Source organism: Paenibacillus donghaensis (genome assembly GCF_002192415.1).
Lineage (GTDB): Bacteria > Bacillota > Bacilli > Paenibacillales > Paenibacillaceae > Paenibacillus_AQ > Paenibacillus_AQ donghaensis.
Window position 1 is genome coordinate 2,172,047 of the sequence record NZ_CP021780.1, and the last position, 16,504, is coordinate 2,188,550.

17 protein-coding genes are annotated in these 16,504 nt (G+C 52.0%); 15 read left to right on the forward strand and 2 right to left on the reverse strand.

Translation table 11 applies throughout. The features are described 5' to 3' along the window. The first annotated feature begins 3 nt into the window (after positions 1-3). The 11 genes from rbsK (at position 4) to B9T62_RS09370 (ending at position 7,949) form a co-directional block, all read left to right on the forward strand. Positions 4-882, forward strand: coding sequence for a ribokinase (rbsK, locus tag B9T62_RS09320; RefSeq protein ID WP_087920199.1), 879 nt, complete (start codon positions 4-6; stop codon positions 880-882). Between the two features lie 2 nt (positions 883-884). Then, positions 885-1,280, forward strand: coding sequence for a D-ribose pyranase (rbsD, locus tag B9T62_RS09325; protein ID WP_087915004.1), 396 nt, complete (start codon positions 885-887; stop codon positions 1,278-1,280). 21 nt (positions 1,281-1,301) lie between these two features. Further along, a complete protein-coding gene (locus B9T62_RS09330; protein WP_087915005.1) occupies positions 1,302-2,783 on the forward strand; it encodes a sugar ABC transporter ATP-binding protein in 1,482 nt (493 codons plus the stop codon). Between the two features lies 1 nt (position 2,784). After that, a complete protein-coding gene (locus tag B9T62_RS09335) occupies positions 2,785-3,753 on the forward strand; it encodes an ABC transporter permease subunit (RefSeq protein WP_087915006.1) in 969 nt (322 codons plus the stop codon). A 15-nt stretch (positions 3,754-3,768) separates the two neighbouring features. Next, positions 3,769-4,689, forward strand: coding sequence for a ribose ABC transporter substrate-binding protein RbsB (gene rbsB / locus B9T62_RS09340; protein WP_087915007.1), 921 nt, complete (start codon positions 3,769-3,771; stop codon positions 4,687-4,689). Between the two features lie 377 nt (positions 4,690-5,066). Next, a complete protein-coding gene (locus B9T62_RS09345) occupies positions 5,067-5,288 on the forward strand; it encodes a hypothetical protein (protein WP_087915008.1) in 222 nt (73 codons plus the stop codon). A gap of 304 nt (positions 5,289-5,592) precedes the next feature. After that, positions 5,593-5,811, forward strand: coding sequence for a hypothetical protein (locus B9T62_RS09350; protein ID WP_087915009.1), 219 nt, complete (start codon positions 5,593-5,595; stop codon positions 5,809-5,811). Positions 5,812-5,874: 63 nt separating this feature from the next. Then, positions 5,875-6,318: a GNAT family N-acetyltransferase gene (locus tag B9T62_RS09355; protein ID WP_087915010.1), complete on the forward strand. Its 444-nt coding sequence runs from the start codon at positions 5,875-5,877 to the stop codon at positions 6,316-6,318. A gap of 95 nt (positions 6,319-6,413) precedes the next feature. After that, a complete protein-coding gene (locus tag B9T62_RS09360; RefSeq protein ID WP_087915011.1) occupies positions 6,414-6,650 on the forward strand; it encodes a DUF3892 domain-containing protein in 237 nt (78 codons plus the stop codon). A 330-nt stretch (positions 6,651-6,980) separates the two neighbouring features. After that, positions 6,981-7,535 (forward strand): copper amine oxidase, encoded by a 555-nt coding sequence (locus tag B9T62_RS09365; RefSeq protein ID WP_087915012.1) that lies wholly within the window; start codon positions 6,981-6,983, stop codon positions 7,533-7,535. A gap of 90 nt (positions 7,536-7,625) precedes the next feature. After that, on the forward strand, positions 7,626-7,949 hold the full coding sequence (locus B9T62_RS09370; RefSeq protein WP_087915013.1) for a DUF1292 domain-containing protein: 324 nt from the start codon (positions 7,626-7,628) through the stop codon (positions 7,947-7,949). A 126-nt stretch (positions 7,950-8,075) separates the two neighbouring features. On the opposite strand, the gene B9T62_RS09375 is transcribed toward B9T62_RS09370, so the two are convergent. Continuing rightward, positions 8,076-9,551, reverse strand: a complete 1,476-nt coding sequence (locus B9T62_RS09375) for an aminotransferase class I/II-fold pyridoxal phosphate-dependent enzyme (protein ID WP_087915014.1) — start codon at positions 9,549-9,551, stop codon at positions 8,076-8,078. Positions 9,552-9,642: 91 nt separating this feature from the next. On the opposite strand from B9T62_RS09375, the gene B9T62_RS09380 reads away from it, so the two are divergent. Continuing rightward, entirely contained in the window at positions 9,643-10,935 is a 1,293-nt protein-coding gene (locus B9T62_RS09380; protein ID WP_087915015.1) for an MFS transporter, read from the forward strand. Between the two features lie 1,531 nt (positions 10,936-12,466). On the opposite strand, the gene B9T62_RS09385 is transcribed toward B9T62_RS09380, so the two are convergent. Next, on the reverse strand, positions 12,467-13,165 hold the full coding sequence (locus B9T62_RS09385) for a DUF1054 domain-containing protein (protein WP_087920200.1): 699 nt from the start codon (positions 13,163-13,165) through the stop codon (positions 12,467-12,469). A gap of 221 nt (positions 13,166-13,386) precedes the next feature. Here B9T62_RS09385 and B9T62_RS09390 point away from each other — a divergent pair, with 221 nt between their 5' ends. The 3 genes from B9T62_RS09390 (at position 13,387) to B9T62_RS09400 (ending at position 16,501) form a co-directional block, all read left to right on the forward strand. Then, complete coding sequence (locus B9T62_RS09390; protein ID WP_087915016.1) at positions 13,387-13,983, forward strand: hypothetical protein; 597 nt, start codon at positions 13,387-13,389, stop codon at positions 13,981-13,983. 368 nt (positions 13,984-14,351) lie between these two features. After that, positions 14,352-15,764, forward strand: coding sequence for an NADP-dependent phosphogluconate dehydrogenase (gene gndA, locus B9T62_RS09395; protein WP_087915017.1), 1,413 nt, complete (start codon positions 14,352-14,354; stop codon positions 15,762-15,764). A 170-nt stretch (positions 15,765-15,934) separates the two neighbouring features. Continuing rightward, entirely contained in the window at positions 15,935-16,501 is a 567-nt protein-coding gene (locus B9T62_RS09400; RefSeq protein ID WP_087915018.1) for a shikimate kinase, read from the forward strand. Positions 16,502-16,504: the final 3 nt, after the last annotated feature.

Consider the following 16,504-nt stretch of genomic DNA (forward strand, 5'->3'; position numbering starts at 1 on the left):
GATGTGGCTAAGATTTGTGTGATTGGAAGCTGTTCTATGGATTTGGTGGTGACCGCTTCCAAACGGCCTCAAGTCGGTGAAACGGTTCTGGGAGACAACTTCACCACCGTTCCGGGAGGAAAAGGCGCGAACCAAGCGGTTGCCGCCGCGCGGCTGGGCGCTGAGGTTACGATGATCGGCTGTATCGGTGACGATTTTTACGGCAAAGCGATCCTGGACAATTTTAAAAGAAACGGCGTTGTTACCACCTATGTGGAACCGGTTACATATGCCGAGAGCGGGACGGCCCACATCGTTTTGGCTGAGGGGGACAACAGCATTATCGTAGTCAAAGGCGCCAATGATCACGTTACGCCTGCCCTGGTCGAACGGGCGCTGGACGCTATCCGAAGCGCCGATATGGTTCTGGTGCAGCAAGAAATCCCGGAGGAGACTGTATCGTATGTTAGCAGCCTCTGCCATAGCATCCATGTGCCGCTGCTGCTCAATCCGGCACCCGCCCGTCCGCTTAGTGAAGCGGTGATCGAACAGGCCGCCTACCTGACGCCGAATGAACACGAATGCTCCATTTTGTTCAGCGGGATGAATAAGGCGGAAGCGTTGCGGAAGTATCCGGGCAAGCTTTTTATAACGGAGGGAAGTAGCGGCGTGCGGTATTGCGATGGAGAGCGGGAGGTACTGGTGCCCACTTATCAAGTGGAGGCCATAGATACGACGGGAGCCGGAGATACGTTCAACGCTGCATTTGCCGTGGCTCTGGCCGAAGGCGGCTCCATCCAGGCCAGCGTGAAGTTCGCCAATCGAGCCGCTTCCTTATCCGTTACCAAATTTGGCGCTCAAGGCGGCATGCCTATGAGAGCAGAGGTGGAGGAGAGTCTTTAATTATGAAGAAACACGGGATATTGAACAGCCATATTTCCAAAATTCTGGCCGACCTGGGCCATACCGACATGATTGTCATAGCGGATATCGGACTACCGGTTCCGGCGGGCGTTCCCAAGATTGACCTGGCCCTTAAACCGGGCGTTCCCGGCTTTCAAGAGGTCGTCGATGTCATAGCCGAGGATATGGTGATCGAGAAGGTAATTGTAGCCGAGGAACTGGCCGCGAATAATCAAGCAACCTCGCAATATGTGAATGACAAGTTCAGGGGAACTCCGATAGAGGCGCTTTCCCATGAGCAATTCAAGCAGCTGACCCAGAAGGCCAAGGTGATTATTCGCACGGGCGAAGCGAAGCCTTACGCGAACTGCATCCTGCAAGCCGGCGTCTATTTTTGATATGGAGGAGGTTCTAGAGATATGCGCATCGAAATGAAAGACATTTATAAGTCCTTTGGCACCAACCCGGTTCTCACGGGAGTGGATTTTGAGCTACAGGATGGGGAGATTCATGCCCTGATGGGAGAGAACGGCGCCGGCAAATCCACGCTGATGAACATTCTGATCGGTCTTCATCAACGGGACAGCGGGACTATCCTGATCGATGGTCGGGAAACCTATTTTGCCAACCCCAAAGAAGCGGAGCGTAACGGGATCGCTTTTATCCACCAGGAGCTGAATGTATGGCCGGATATGACGGTCCTGGAGAATCTGTTTATCGGGAAGGAAAGAACCACTGCACTTGGCCTATTGAATACGAACGAAATGAAAGCGCTAGCAAATGAGCAGTTCCGCAAGCTCTCCGTGACGATACCGCTGAACCAGGAGGCCGGGGAATGTTCGGTTGGGGAGAAACAGATGATCGAGATTGCCAAGGCACTCATGACCCATGCTCAGGTTATCGTTATGGATGAACCCACGGCCGCACTGACCGAGCGGGAAATCAAGAAATTATTCGAAGTCATTGCCTCCCTCAAAAAAGAAGGCGTCTCCATCGTCTATATTTCTCATCGGATGGAGGAGATCTTTACGATATGCGACCGGATCACCGTCATGCGGGATGGCAAAACCATAGATACCCAGGCCATACCGGACACGGATTTTGACGATGTGGTCCGGAAAATGGTCGGGCGTCAATTAACGGACCGTTTCCCTCAGCGCGCCTTCCAGCCCGGAGAAGTGGTGCTTGAAGTGAAGAACGCTTTCAAAACGGGGAAATTTAAAGACATTAGCTTCTCGGTGCGGGCCGGTGAAATTATCGGATTCTCTGGATTGATGGGGTCGGGCCGGACGGAAATCATGAGAGCGTTGTTCGGGCTTGATGCTCTGGACAGCGGCGAGGTGTGGGTTCGGGGGCAACAAGTGGCGATCCGTAACCCCCATGATGCGATGCAAGCGGGCATCGGCTTCGTTACGGAGGACCGTAAGGATGAGGGTCTAATTCTTGATTTCTCCATCCGCGACAATATGGCACTGACGAATTTATCCAGCTTCGCCCCCAAGGGTGTAATTCTGGACAAGAAGGAAAAAGAGTTCGCGGATCTGCTCATTCAGCGCCTTCAGATCAAGACGGAGTCCTCATCCACGCCGGCGCGTCAGCTCTCGGGAGGCAATCAGCAGAAAGTGGTTATCGCCAAATGGATCGGCATCGGCCTAAGCGTGCTGATCCTGGATGAACCCACACGCGGCGTCGACGTGGGAGCCAAGAGGGAAATCTATCATCTCATGAACGAGTTAACCGAACGCGGCGTTGCGATCCTTATGGTGTCCTCTGAGCTGCCCGAGGTTCTGGGGATGAGCGACCGGATATTAGTGGTCCATGAAGGGGAAATCGGCGGAGAACTATCCCGGCAGGAAGCTACGCAGGAAAGCATTATGACATTAGCCACAGGGGGGCAATAGGATGACAACAATTACGGATGGCAGAGAAAAAAAGAATTTGCGGGTGGGGCAGATTATACAGAAGCTGGGTCCGCTGCTGGGGTTGTTCATTCTTGTTCTCATCGTGTCCTTGCTGAATCCGAGCTTTCTGGAGCCCCTTAATATACTGAATTTGCTCCGGCAAGTCGCCATCAATGCGCTGATCGCTTTTGGGATGACCTTTGTCATTCTGACAGGCGGAATTGATCTATCGGTGGGTTCCATTCTCGCACTCTCCAGTGCCTTCATGGCAAATTTGCTGTTGGCGGGCTGGAATCCCATACTGGCGATTATAGGTGGCTGTGTATTGGGCGGAGCGATAGGAATGGTCAACGGCCTGATGATTACCAAAGGCAAAATGGCGCCGTTCATCGCCACTCTGGCGACCATGACGATTTTTCGAGGATTGACTCTTGTCTATACGGATGGCAACCCGATAACGGGTCTTGGAGACAGCATGACGTTCCAATTGTTTGGCCGCGGGTACTTCATGGGTATTCCCGTTCCGGCTGTTACGATGATTATCGTGTTCGCTTTGTTGTGGATAGTGCTGCACAAAACGCCGTTCGGCCGCAAGACCTACGCCATCGGCGGCAATGAGAAGGCCTCCATTATTTCAGGGATTAAGGTAGACCGTATCAAAATTATGATTTATTCGCTGGTCGGCATGCTGTCGGCATTGGCCGGGGCCATCCTGACTTCCCGATTGAATTCGGCCCAGCCAACGGCGGGAACCTCCTATGAGCTTGACGCCATCGCGGCGGTTGTACTGGGAGGCACCAGCTTGACCGGGGGCCGCGGACGCATTGTTGGTACCTTGATCGGTGCGCTAATTATCGGAATTCTGAACAATGGGCTGAATCTGCTGGGCGTCTCTTCTTTCTACCAGATGGTCGTCAAAGGGATTGTCATTGCGATTGCCGTACTGATTGACCGCAAGAAAGCCGTATAAAAGGGGGATTCCACTATGAAAAAACTCGCTTTAGTCCTGACGTCCATACTGCTGTTGATGATGACCGGCTGCTCCCTGGAGCCCCCCGAGTGGGCTAAACCTAATAATGAAGGCAACGCGCAAAATTTGAAAATCGGCTTATCCCTGTCAACCCTGAACAATCCCTTCTTCGTGTCCCTCAAAGACGGCGTAACGGCGGAGGCGAAGAAGCAAGGGGTGGAGATCCTGGTTATCGACGCTCAGAACGACTCTGCCAAGCAGAACAACGATGTGGAGGATCTGATGCAAAAAGGGGTGGACGCACTGTTGATCAACCCTGTGGATTCATCGGCAATCTCGACATCGGTCCAGTCGGCCAACAGCCTGAATATCCCGGTTATTACACTGGATCGCTCGGCGGATCAAGGAGAAGTCAAAGCCCTGGTCGCGTCGGACAACATTAAAGGCGGAAACATGGCGGCCGAATATATCGTCCAGAAGTTGGGCAAGGGCGCGAAGGTCATTGAGCTGGAAGGATCGCCGGGTGCATCGGCCACCCGTGAACGGGGCAAGGGATTCCATGAACTCGCGGATACCCAGCTAGATGTCATTGCGAAGCAAACAGCCGATTTCGACCGCATCAAAGGATTGACCGTTATGGAGAACCTGCTCGAAGGAAATCCGGGCGTGCAGGCGGTCTTCGCCCACAATGACGAGATGGCCCTGGGTGCGATTGAAGCGATCCAGAGCTCGGGCAAAAATATTCCCGTTATCGGGTTTGACGGCAACAAAGACGCGCTTGCTTCCATTGAGGCGGGCAAATTGACCGGAACCATCGCCCAACAGCCCGAATTAATCGGCCAGCTGGCCGTTCAAGCCGCCAAGGATGTGCTGGACGGGCAAACCGTGAAGCCGATGATTCCCGCACCGCTGAAGCTGGTCTTGAAAGAGCAATAGAAGAGAAGGCTTATTCCAAGCCGTCCAACCATACAACACTGCGTTCGCTGTCAGGCGGGCGCAGTGTTTGCTTAGTGATTCATTAGGACTGCTTGAGTAATTCTTGCAACGATACAGGAAATAATAGAGTTCTCTGGTTTGCTTCGCCAATCTAGCAGTTACTCAAAAACGGAAGAAATCCGCTAATTAGTTGCACTTTTGCAATTAAATCAATGGTTCCGAATTCAGGAACCCGGTGGATCAGGCCGATGCACTCTTTTATCCTTCTATAGTAGTGCAACCAGGCTTCGTTCTCCATATTCTTTGCCGTAGCACACAGACTAACCCGCACCCGGATGCATCTCTTATACTATCAAACTGTAAAGAGGTGTAAACTCATGAGTGTAACTGATCGAGCAAGACTGCGCAAAGCGCTAAAAGCATTGCGGGCACAGCGGGTGGTGCTGAAGGAAAGATTAGTGCGCATCAATCAGAATCTGTGTTTCGCTCCCATTGGAAGCCGTCCCAGAGCTGAGCTGCTTGCAGCAAGAGACTCTATCCGCCAAGCGCTTCGTTTGAATGCTGTAGCTGTCCGCAAAATTAAACGGGTATTGTGCTAGCAGCGGGTTGTCTGAGCAAGTAAAAGTGTACAGGCTGCATCGACAGAGGAGGCCGGATTGCCGGCCTTCTTTATGCTGTTTGCCGACATGACTATTCTAACCATTATGCTAAAATAAGATCATCTGAATCTGCCGGACAGGAGGTGCAGCCATGGAGTATAACCCGTTCCGCTGGTGGAAGCTGGTGCTGAGACTGTTGCTGCTGATGGGCTTTCATAGATAAGTGTGTAGTTTATAACCCCGCTGAATCGTCAAGGCTGTAGTAGAGTAGGCTGTTGCAGCAATTGACGAAAGGGGTATAGCTATGATTCAATTAATGAAAAAATGGGGGCTTGGCGTATCTGCAAGTCTGCTGCTGGTCTTAACGGGCTGCTTCCCGGAGGAACAAAGGCCGACAGTGACTGAGGTGGAGACGATGTCCAATCTGGATGGCGGACTCGGAACCGAATATGGTCCGTATTCCCCGGTGCTGCAGGATGTATATGACCGTTCCATTCCTGAAGAGGTGTACTCGGGAGAGTAGACTTAAGCTTCAGGAGCAGCGCATGTATCTAAATTGGGAAAGTGAAAGAGGAGAGTTGCGATCATGGCTGCAGAAATTGTACGAGTGACTACAGAGGAACAACTTCAATTGGGACTGGCTATCCGCACCAAGGTGTTCGTCGAGGAGCAGAAGGTGCCGATGCAGGAAGAGGTTGACGAATATGACGTCATCAGTCCGAATGTGCAGCATATGCTGATTATGGATCACGGCGTGCCGGTAGCGACGGGTCGGATGATTTATTACCAGAACGATTCAGCCAAAATGCAGCGGATTGCTGTGCTGAAGGAATACCGGGCTTATGGGTACGGCCGCGTGCTGCTGATGGCGCTGGAGGAGTATGCGCGTGAGCTGGGCCTCAAGGCGTCCATCCTGGATGGACAGTGCCAGGCGGAAGTTTTTTATGCCAAGCAGGGATATGAAGTGATTTCAACGGAGCCGTTCTATGATGCGGGCATTCTTCATGTGCGTATGAGAAAGGCGTTATAGCAGCAGTTGTACATAATCTTCTGATCCCCGGTACAAGCTATGAACTGCCCGGTAAGCACCCAGGCACAATTTAGCGACGGGGAGCGAACGATCATATGATGGACAATGAACGCGAAAGTTTTGTAGCCGCCCAGAAGAATGGAGACGGTGATCTGACCAGCTTCCAGACTTCATCCGGACGTGTGCTCGCTTATGAGCAGGCTCTGCAGGAGGTGCAGGCCGGCAGAATCGCCGGAGTGAATGTTTTTAAAGGCAAGGATGGGGAAATGTATATCCGTGGTGACGCCGATGGAGATCCTACGAACAACCTGGATCAGCTGCCGTCATTCTAATCTGCAATATCTTAACCGGGCAGACCGTGTCTTAACCGGCCTGCCCGGTTTTTTGTTGAAATATAAGAAATTATATGTTCCACACTATAATTCATCCTTCTATTTTTCGCAGAAACGGATGCCGCCTCTTGCAGAGGACGGCGAAGCCGTTTCTTCTTATGTCTGAATGCAAAACCGGGCAGGCAAATCTATGGAGGATCACCCGCTGTCGCCTTTTCTGCAGATCAGAGAGCAGAAATTAGTAATAGATGAAATTTTAACCGTATCAGCGCAACTTGCGTGAGGGGAGACAGTATATATTAATAGCATGAATTATCTGGAGGTTCTCCAATGACTAGATGGAAAAAAGTAGCGGTGTGTGTATTCGTGTTTTCGCTCATGGGCGGTTCTTTCTTGTTCGCAGATACCGTCACGCAGAAAATCCGGGTATGGAGCAACGGCAAGGAAATTGCGGATGGCGGCTATGTGATTGATGGGAAGACATTTATTTCCGCAAGAGAAGCCGGCGGCATTGTCAGTCTGGATGGTTCCGGTAAGGTGAGCATCCTCAGACCCAATGTTCATATCGTACTCTTCAAAGGAGATACCGTCTTCGGCAATGTGAAGCTGGGCAAGCTTAAATTCAAGGTACTCTCCCAGGTAGACAGCCTGACCGATTCGGTCTCCTCGGTGAAGATCGCCATTACCGACCCTTCAGGAAACGTGAAGGATATTGATACCCGTGATATGGAAGGCGCCAAGATGGCGGATTTCTGGTTCCCCACTTCGGAATTTACTTATGATTTCAAGGAGAGCGGCAAGTATAAGGTAGGCTTCTACATTAAGGCCACCAAGGGCTCGGATTACGTACTTGTGTCTGAGAAAGTAATCACTACAATGAATTAGGGTATTTGTGGGTCCGGCAAATTGACCTGAACTTACCAACCATGTTACGATACCCTTCGTAGGATAATTCAATTAAAGTGAGGTATTACAATGAGCGATCACAAACATGAGCATGGCCATGAACATGGTGAAGCATGCGGTTGCGGACATGATCACGACCATGAGCACGAGGAGTTTGTGCTGACCTTGACGAATGAGCAGGGCGAAGATGTGGAAATGGTGCTGGTGGAAACGTTTGATGTAGAAGAGAAGCTGTATGCTTTGCTGCTGGAACGTGAAAACCCTGAGGCAGACGGCATTATTCTGCGCTTGGAAGAAGAGAATGAAGAAATGGTGCTGTACAATATCGAAGATGAAGCTGAATGGAAAGCCGTTGAAGAAGCTTACAACGAGATGCTTGCCCAGCAACAATAGATTTCGGTGACTACACAGAGGCTCTGGCAATAGGGAGCATCTGATGCAGCTAACCAATGAACCCCCCGATGCATGTGCGTCGGGGGTTCATTGGTTGCCGTCTCTATTCAGGAGCAGAGGCTCCCATCAGGAGATGGGGTCGGCCTCTACAATCACTTTGATATTGGTGATGCTGCGGTCTTCAGGACCTTTGACCGGAAGTCCAATCTCCACATGATCAATAATATAATCGATATTGTCCTGGGTAATGACCTCTCCAGGCAGCAGGATCGGGATTCCCGGCGGGTAGACGTAAATAAATTCTGCGATGATAAAACCAGCCGATTCACGGAAAGGCACCAGCTGTGTGTCGGCATAGAACGCATCTCTTGGGATCAAGGCCAGCTGTGGAATTTCCGGAACCTGGACCTTCATCTCGTAGATTTCGCCTTTGCTGTAATGAATGGCAGAGAGCACACGCAAGGCAGCTAATAATTTATCAACTGATTCTTGGGTATCTCCCGGGGTAATAAGGCAAAGAATGTTATACATATCGCTAAGCTCTACTTCGATATTATATTTAGCACGCAGCCAGTTCTCGGTTTCGTAGCCGGTAATGCCCAGATGGCGCACATGCACATTAAGTTTCGTCGGGTCTAGATCAAATGTAGCTTCTGTACCTAGAATTTCTTTGCCGAAGCTGTACAAGCCCTCGATCTTGTTGATCTCTTCGCGGGCGAAATTGGACAGTGCAATCGTCCGGCTCGCCATCTCGTGGCCATTCAGCGCAAGATTGCGTCTGGACGTATCCAGCGATGCGAGCAGAATGTAGGATGTCGAGGTTGTGGTCAGCATGCTCATGATCGTCTGTACCCGTTGCGGGTTAATCAGACCGGTCTTGGCATTGACATTAAGCACCGAGCTTTGGGTCATGGAGCCGCCCAGCTTATGCACGCTCGTAGCTGCAATGTCCGCACCGGCCTGCATCGCCGATACCGGCAGATCCTCATGAAAATGAATCAGAACACCATGTGCCTCGTCAACCAGAACGGGAACACCGTAAGTATGGGCCAGGTCGACAATCGAACGCAGATCAGCGCAGACACCGAAATAGGTTGGATTGATGACCAGAACGCCCTTGGCATCCGGATGGCGCCTTAAAGCCCGTTCCAGCGAGCTGGTGGTTATGCCGTGGTCTATCCCGAGATTCTCATCCTGTACAGGCGAGACGAACACAGGCTTGGCTCCGGAGAAAATAATCGCCGACATCACCGATTTATGGATGTTGCGCGGCACGATAATTTTGTCACCGGGAGAGCAGACAGAGAGGATCATCGTCATGATGGCATTGCTCGTGCCTTGTACACTGAAATACGTGTAGTCGGCGCCGAAAGCCTGCGCCGCCAGCTTCTGAGCTTCCTGAATCACCCCTGTGGGCTGATGTAGGTCGTCAAGCGGCGCGATGTTGATCAAGTCTATGGATAGAGCATTATCGCCGATAAACTCACGGAATTCGGCATCGGTTCCCAGCCCCTTCTTATGTCCCGGAATGTGGAATTGAACTGGATTGCCGGCGGCATGCTTTTTGAGAGCAGAGAAGAGGGGAGTACGGTGTTGATTCATTTAATGCTGTCACAACCTTTCGTGTTTCGCTAAATTTTCAAGCAAGCATCAGTATAACAAAACCAACAACATATTACTAGGATGTGATGTAATGCCTGGCAAAATCGAGCAGCGTATGCATATTAAATTGGCGTCTCCGTTTATCATGGAGATGTGGGTCATTATTTTTCTGGTGGAGTTTGTCAAAGGTTCACTTCTTGTCGCCCTGCTGCCGGTATATATGGAGAACATACTCGGTTTATCCGTGACAGTGGTGGGTTTTGCGTTCGCCCTGCAGTATCTGGGGGACAACCTGTTTCGCAGCCCGTCCGGCTGGATCATGGAGCGTATCGGCTACCGCTGGGCGATGACCGGAGCGCTGCTGCTTATCCTGGTAGCTGTGGGCATGATCGTTTACGCTAAGGATGCAGTATCCTTGTCCGTGGCCTGCCTGATTCTGGGCATCGGGACTTCGCCGCTCTGGCCCTGTGTCATGACCGGAATTACCGAGCTGGCCGGATTAACCAAGAGCGGCAGCAGCGGAGCTGCGATGGGGGCGGTGGAGATGGCTTCCCTGGCCGGAACCGGCATAGGGCCGATCACGGTTAATTTCCTGATGGATCATGGCGGAAAAAGCTACCAGGCAGCCTTTCTGTTCCTGCTCGGCTGCGCGGTCCTTGTGGTGGTCGTTGCGCTGTTTCTGCCCAAGCGGATCGGCCCCAGCGCGCCCCATGTCGTGCGTGACATGGATGCCACTGTCAGCGAGGTCGCTGTGCCGGCCAAGAAGCTGAGACCGCTGGAGAGCCTGCGAAGAACACTGCACCAGGTTAGAACAACACTCAAAGTCAGCCGGCTCCTCTATCCGGCGCTGTTCCTGCAGGCCTTTGCCATCGGGCTGATGACGCCTGTGGTCACGTTGTTCGCCCGCACGGAGCTGCATGTGACCCCGAACCAGTTCAGCCTGCTGCTGATTGCCGGCGGAGGCATTACCGTGCTGGCGCTGATTCCGGCCGGCCGACTGGTGGATCGGATCGGAACGACCGTATTCCTGAACATCGGCTTTCTATTGGCTGCTGTTTCTCTGGCGCTGTTCTCCCAGGTGCGCTGGCTGCCGTTCGCGTTCGGCGCGGTGGCACTGGTGGGAATAAGCTACGCGCTGATCCTCCCGGCCTGGAATGCATTTCTGGCCCAGCAGGTGCCAAAGGGTGAGCGGGGTACGGTCTGGGGTTTGTTCCTGACCCTGCAAGGCTCAGGGATGGTGGCCGGACCGGTGCTGTCCGGGAAGCTATGGGACAGCGTGGGGCATGGTGTGCCATTTCTGGCCAGCGCTGTTGTGATGGTTCTGCTGTTTGTGCTGCATCTGCTGATTGTCCACCGGACGAAGCTGAAGCTGAAGCTGAGCTGAATGAAGCAGAAACCGCCTCTATGACTAGAGGCACGCTTATTGTGTATGCTTGTGAGCTATGAATAAAGCCGCTGGTCCCCGGGAACATCCTGGGGACCAGCGGCTTTATTGTTGACTTAATCTCTTGCGCATTCCGCAGGAACAGCCGGCCTTTGTGTTACTACTTAGGACTCCTTTAAGGAGCCGAACATTTAGTTGCGAAACGGGTTGCTGCTTAGGTCTCCATAAGATAGGAGCATCCAAGATGTGATTTCTTGAACACCAGCTTAGTCCAGCCAGCGATTTAAGTGCGAAAACGCACCTAATTCACCGATTTTTTCTGTTTTGGAGCAAATAAGTGCGAATACGCATCTAATTTCGAGTTTTGAGCGTTAAACAAACGTTTTCCTCGAAAATAGTTGCAGATTCGGTTACTACTTAGGATCCTGCGAGGATATAGAAGGTTTACTTGCGAAGGTTAGGGGATCACACTACCGTAATCCAAACCCTCCCCACCCGAACTTCAGGTAACCCACGTCCTAACGGACCGTATAGCTCCAATTTCCTCATTTCTGCGCTGGTTTGGAATCTAACGGACCGCATAGCCTCTATATCGGAAAAACAGGCCTTACCTAGTGGGTTTTGGCTTGAATAGGGGCTCCTGAATCCGTTAGAGCTGCAAAACAGCCTTTGTACAGCAAATAGGGGCTCCTGAGTCCGTTAATAGTCTGAAAGTTAATCGCTGGTTACCGGCGACAGCCTTCCTTTGTTATACTTAGCCTCCTTGTCGCGCGGTGTGGTATGACAGGCTCGGACGAGTAACACAAGGAACATAAGGGGGTCCTAAGTAGTAACCAGATTCGCACTTATTTCTCCGCTAACAGGAGTTTCAGCTGAAATTAAATGCAGATTCGCATCTAATTCTCTGAAAGCTCTTATGCAACACTCTACATTGATGTTTCAGCTGAATTTAGTTGCAGTTTCGGTTACTGCTTAGGACTCGGGCCTTCCCCAAGCAGATTGGCGCTATCGAAGGAGAAAAATATAGGTGGCTATGGGGAAAAACTACCGTTAATTCCGGGCTAATGATCGATAATCATGGCATATAGGGAAAAGTTACCACTGAATCGTCTATCGAGGGCATTTTGGAGCCAATAGGGTGTCATTAGTGGTAGAAACTCCCTATCCTCTCATCAGATTCCCCAACTTTCGTACAATTAGCGGTAGAATTTCCCTACACATCCTCACTGGACCTAAGGAGTAACCAGTTTCTCATCAAATTACCCAGAAAGTTCCAGGGCAGACTCTAAATTCCTGGCAAGAACCTAAGTAGTAAAATTTTTGCACTTAGGCTCTTGCGCATTCCGCAGGAACAGCCCGCTCTCGCTCATAGGCTCTTGCGCGCATTCCGCAGGAACAGCCCGCTCTTGATCTTAGCAATCGGCCGTGTTATCCCGTAAGGGATGCCACGGCCAACCCCAGCGGCGTCCAAGCGGTCCCGCAGGGATAAGCGCTCCTCCCTCCCAGCCTCCTAATCACAGTACCGCCAAGCTCATTCGCCAAATTTGCGGGAGTCCAGAGGGTGCAGCCCTTTGGGGCCCTCCCTTGGAAGGGAGGGTTTGGGAGGGATCGACGCCATCCTATACAACACCAACAACCTCTCAAAAGTCTGCTGAATCAAGGCGATCAGCCGATCCTGATCCTGCAGCACAGGGTCATCCTTGGCGATGCGCAGCCCGCAGGTGACTTCAGCTTTCTTCACTTCCTTCAGCCTGCGGGCGAATTCGCCGTACTCTTCGCCGCCCATTTCCGAATGGGGTGTGCCACGCGGGTCCAGATGATCTGTGGACCAGAAATAATCCCCTGGCAGCTGCTTGATCACATCCTCTGTATTTCTCGACAGGGCTTCGGCAAAGCTAATCTTATTAGTGCTCTCATAGATAATGGCAAACACCACAAACAAATGGCTGCCGAACATCCCTACCTGAAAGTGGGGCAACGCCTTGTAGCCGCGTTTATTCGGTCCCCAGGCGACCCAGGTATCCTTCGGGGCGTGGACGGTACGGCGGGCATGCTTCGCTACATGCGGGAACATCTCCTCGCCGCAGAGTGCAGACAGGAAGGGTGCCAGCTCATAGCCAAGCTGGGTCAGCTTGGGACGGACGCGTTCGATCAGCGCCTCCATACGCGGCTCCAGTCCTTCAATCTCAAAGACGGCAAAATCGGGCTTGTCAAATTCAATAACCGGCATGATAGCTGTCACCTCGTATTTTAATGGGTTAAAATGTTGTAAACGTTTGGGAATGGACAGCAGCGGGTAAAAATAGTCAATAAACCAAGTTACCGCTACATAAAATGAAGTATAAAATAAGAGTAACACGAACGCAAAATTCAGCATCACAAAAATTGGGGAGGTCCGGCATCCTGCAATACTTCCGAGATTGACTTACCAAGCTGTTAGGAGGGAGTGCCTTGAATAAAAACGACGAGGTTGAATATTGCAATCTGGAGCTGCGTTTCGACCGGCAGCATATCCAGGATCTGATCAAGAATCTGATTCAAGACGGCTATTCCCTGTATTGGAGCGAGAATGAGAACGTGTTTCTGATCTCGGTACGCACCGGCCGCAAGCTTGTCAAACTGCGGTTCCAGCCGTTTAAAGACGGCTACAAGCTGGTGGGTGACTATATGATCCGTGATCCGCGCCTGTCCGAGTGGATGGAGAAGCTGATCGGAGAGATGCGCGGCCATGCAATCGTCAAGCGTTTCCGCGACCGCCAGATTATTATCGAGAATATTCTGTTCGGTGAAGTCATCCGTCTGGTGGAAATCTCGGGCTACCAGCAGCGGGTATTATACCAGAAGGGGCCGCTGCTGTCGGACCTGGAGCTGAGCAAGCTGTACTATTCCGCAGAGGGAGAGGAACGCATCCGCCAGCGCAGGCTGGAGGTTGATGAGCAGCTTGATCTGCTGAGCAAGGCAATGCGTGCAGGCGATGCTGAGGCTTCGGCGGAATGCACCGGCAAGCTTCAAGCGCTGACGCACGAGCTGAGCCTGCTGGAATGGTAACATAATGGACCACAGCAGCGCAAAGGGCACTCCGCAGCCGGGGTGCTTTTTTTTCAAATAAAAGAAGTTATATGTTTCAGCCATAAATTATCCTTCTATTTCCCGCAGAAACGGATTCCGTCTCCTTCAAAGGACGGCGGCAAGCCGTTTCTTCTTGGAATATGTAGCTGCCTATCTACGGAGGGGTTCACTTCTGAACATAAAACCGTTAAAATAGTCATTGTGAGCAATTTCCCTGTATCCAGGGATTTGTCAATGAAATTGATCTCTTTTCGCAGGGGACTTTGCTGTCTCTGACAAAGGGTGGTATTCTTATACTGCGAGAAATGGATTTCACACAATACAGAGTGTAAAGGATGGAGGACCAGATGGCTAAACAACAAATCGGCGTCATTGGCTTAGCGGTAATGGGCAAGAATTTGGCTCTGAATATCGAGAGCAGAGGTTTCACCGTATCAGTATTCAACCGTTCTCCTGAGAAGACACATGATCTTCTGAACGAAGCGAAAGGCAAGAACCTGACGGGTGCTTTTACCATTGAGGAATTTGTTGAATCATTGGAAACACCGCGCAGAATTCTGATCATGGTGCAGGCGGGTAAAGCAACGGACGCTACCATTGAGCAGCTGCTGCCGTTCCTGGACCAGGGCGATATTATCATCGACGGCGGCAACGCTTATTTCCCTGACACGGTGCGCCGCAGCAAAGAGCTGGAGGAAAAAGGCTTCCGCTTCATCGGAGCCGGTGTCTCCGGGGGCGAAGAGGGTGCTCTTAAAGGGCCTTCCATCATGCCAGGTGGCCAGGAAAGCGCGTATAAGCTCGTAGAACCTATTCTTACGGCAATTTCGGCCAAAGTGGACGGAGAGCCTTGCTGTACATATATTGGGCCTGGCGGTGCGGGACATTACGTCAAAATGGTGCATAACGGCATTGAGTATGGCGATATGCAGCTGATCTGTGAAGCCTACCAACTGCTTAAGGATGTGCTTGGCCTGGGTGCCAAGGAACTGCATGAAATTTTTGCAGAGTGGAATAAAGGCGAACTCGACAGCTACCTGATCGAGATTACCAAAGACATCTTCGCGCAGTATGACGAAGAAACCGGCAAACCGATGGTGGATGTGATTCTTGACTCCGCCGGACAGAAGGGTACCGGCAAGTGGACAAGCCAAAGCTCGCTGGATCTCGGCGTGCCATTGTCCATGATTACCGAATCCGTATTCTCCCGCTTCCTGTCTGCCATGAAGGATGAGCGTGTAGAAGCCAGCAAAGTGCTGAACGGACCGGAAGCCGCTCCATTCACCGGGGACAAGGCTGAATTCATCGAGAACGTGCGCAAGGCACTGTTCACGAGCAAGATCGTTTCCTACGCCCAGGGCTTCGCCCAGTTGCGCGTAGCTTCCGACGAATACGGCTGGAACCTGAAATATGGCGAATTGGCCAAAATCTGGCGCGGCGGCTGCATTATCCGCTCCCGTTTCCTGCAGAACATCACAGATGCTTATGAGAATAACGCTGATCTGAAGAACCTGCTGCTTGATCCGTTCTTCAAGGATGTCATGGATTCCTACCAGACTGCATGGCGCAAGGTCATCGCTTCGGCGGTAACACTTGGTGTGCCGGTTCCAGGGTTCTCCAGCGCACTCGCTTATTATGACAGCTACCGCACAGAACGCCTTCCGGCGAACCTGCTGCAGGCGCAGCGCGATTACTTCGGTGCCCACACGTTCAAGCGTGTTGACAAAGAAGGCGTGTTCCACCACAACTGGCTGGCAGAGTAAGACATACGATTCATTTCATAACTTGCAAGCCCGGAAGATTTCGCCAGAAATGGCGGGCCCTCCGGGCTTTTTGCTGTGGCTGTGCCTGGGCGGGGCGTGCAAGAAGCGGATTGTCTAATCTTTTGACCCTGTGTTATGATATGACAAATGTCGCGGCCAGGAGGGTAGTCATGACTGGGAAGAAGGAAGCAGAGAAACCGGCAGAATGCCGTGAGCACAGCAGTAATATCGTTCTGGTAGGCATGATGGCGACCGGTAAGTCGACTGTGGCTGTGCTGCTTGCCGAGGAGCTGGGCTATGAGCTGGTGGATGTGGATCAGGTGATCGTCCGGAAGGAAGGCCGGAGCATCGCGGAGATCTTCGCACAGAGCGGCGAAGCCTATTTCCGGAAGGTTGAGTCGCAGTGTCTTGCGGAGGTGCTGCAAGCCGACAAGCAGATTATATCGACCGGCGGCGGAGCGGTGCTGGCACCGGCCAATACCCGTCTCATGCTGGAGCAGGGAGTGGTCATTGCGCTTACGGCAACTGCTGAGGAGATTATTGCCCGGGTCAGCGGGGATCAGAACCGGCCGCTGCTCGCCGGCAATGCGGAAGAACGGGTCCGGGGCATCATGGAAGAGCGCCGGGAGGCCTATCGCTTCGCGCATTGCACAGTGGACACCACAGGCCTGAATACGGCTGAGGTGCTGCAGCATATTTTGGATCATATGGGTAGTTATACTTCAATTCATCCATAAACC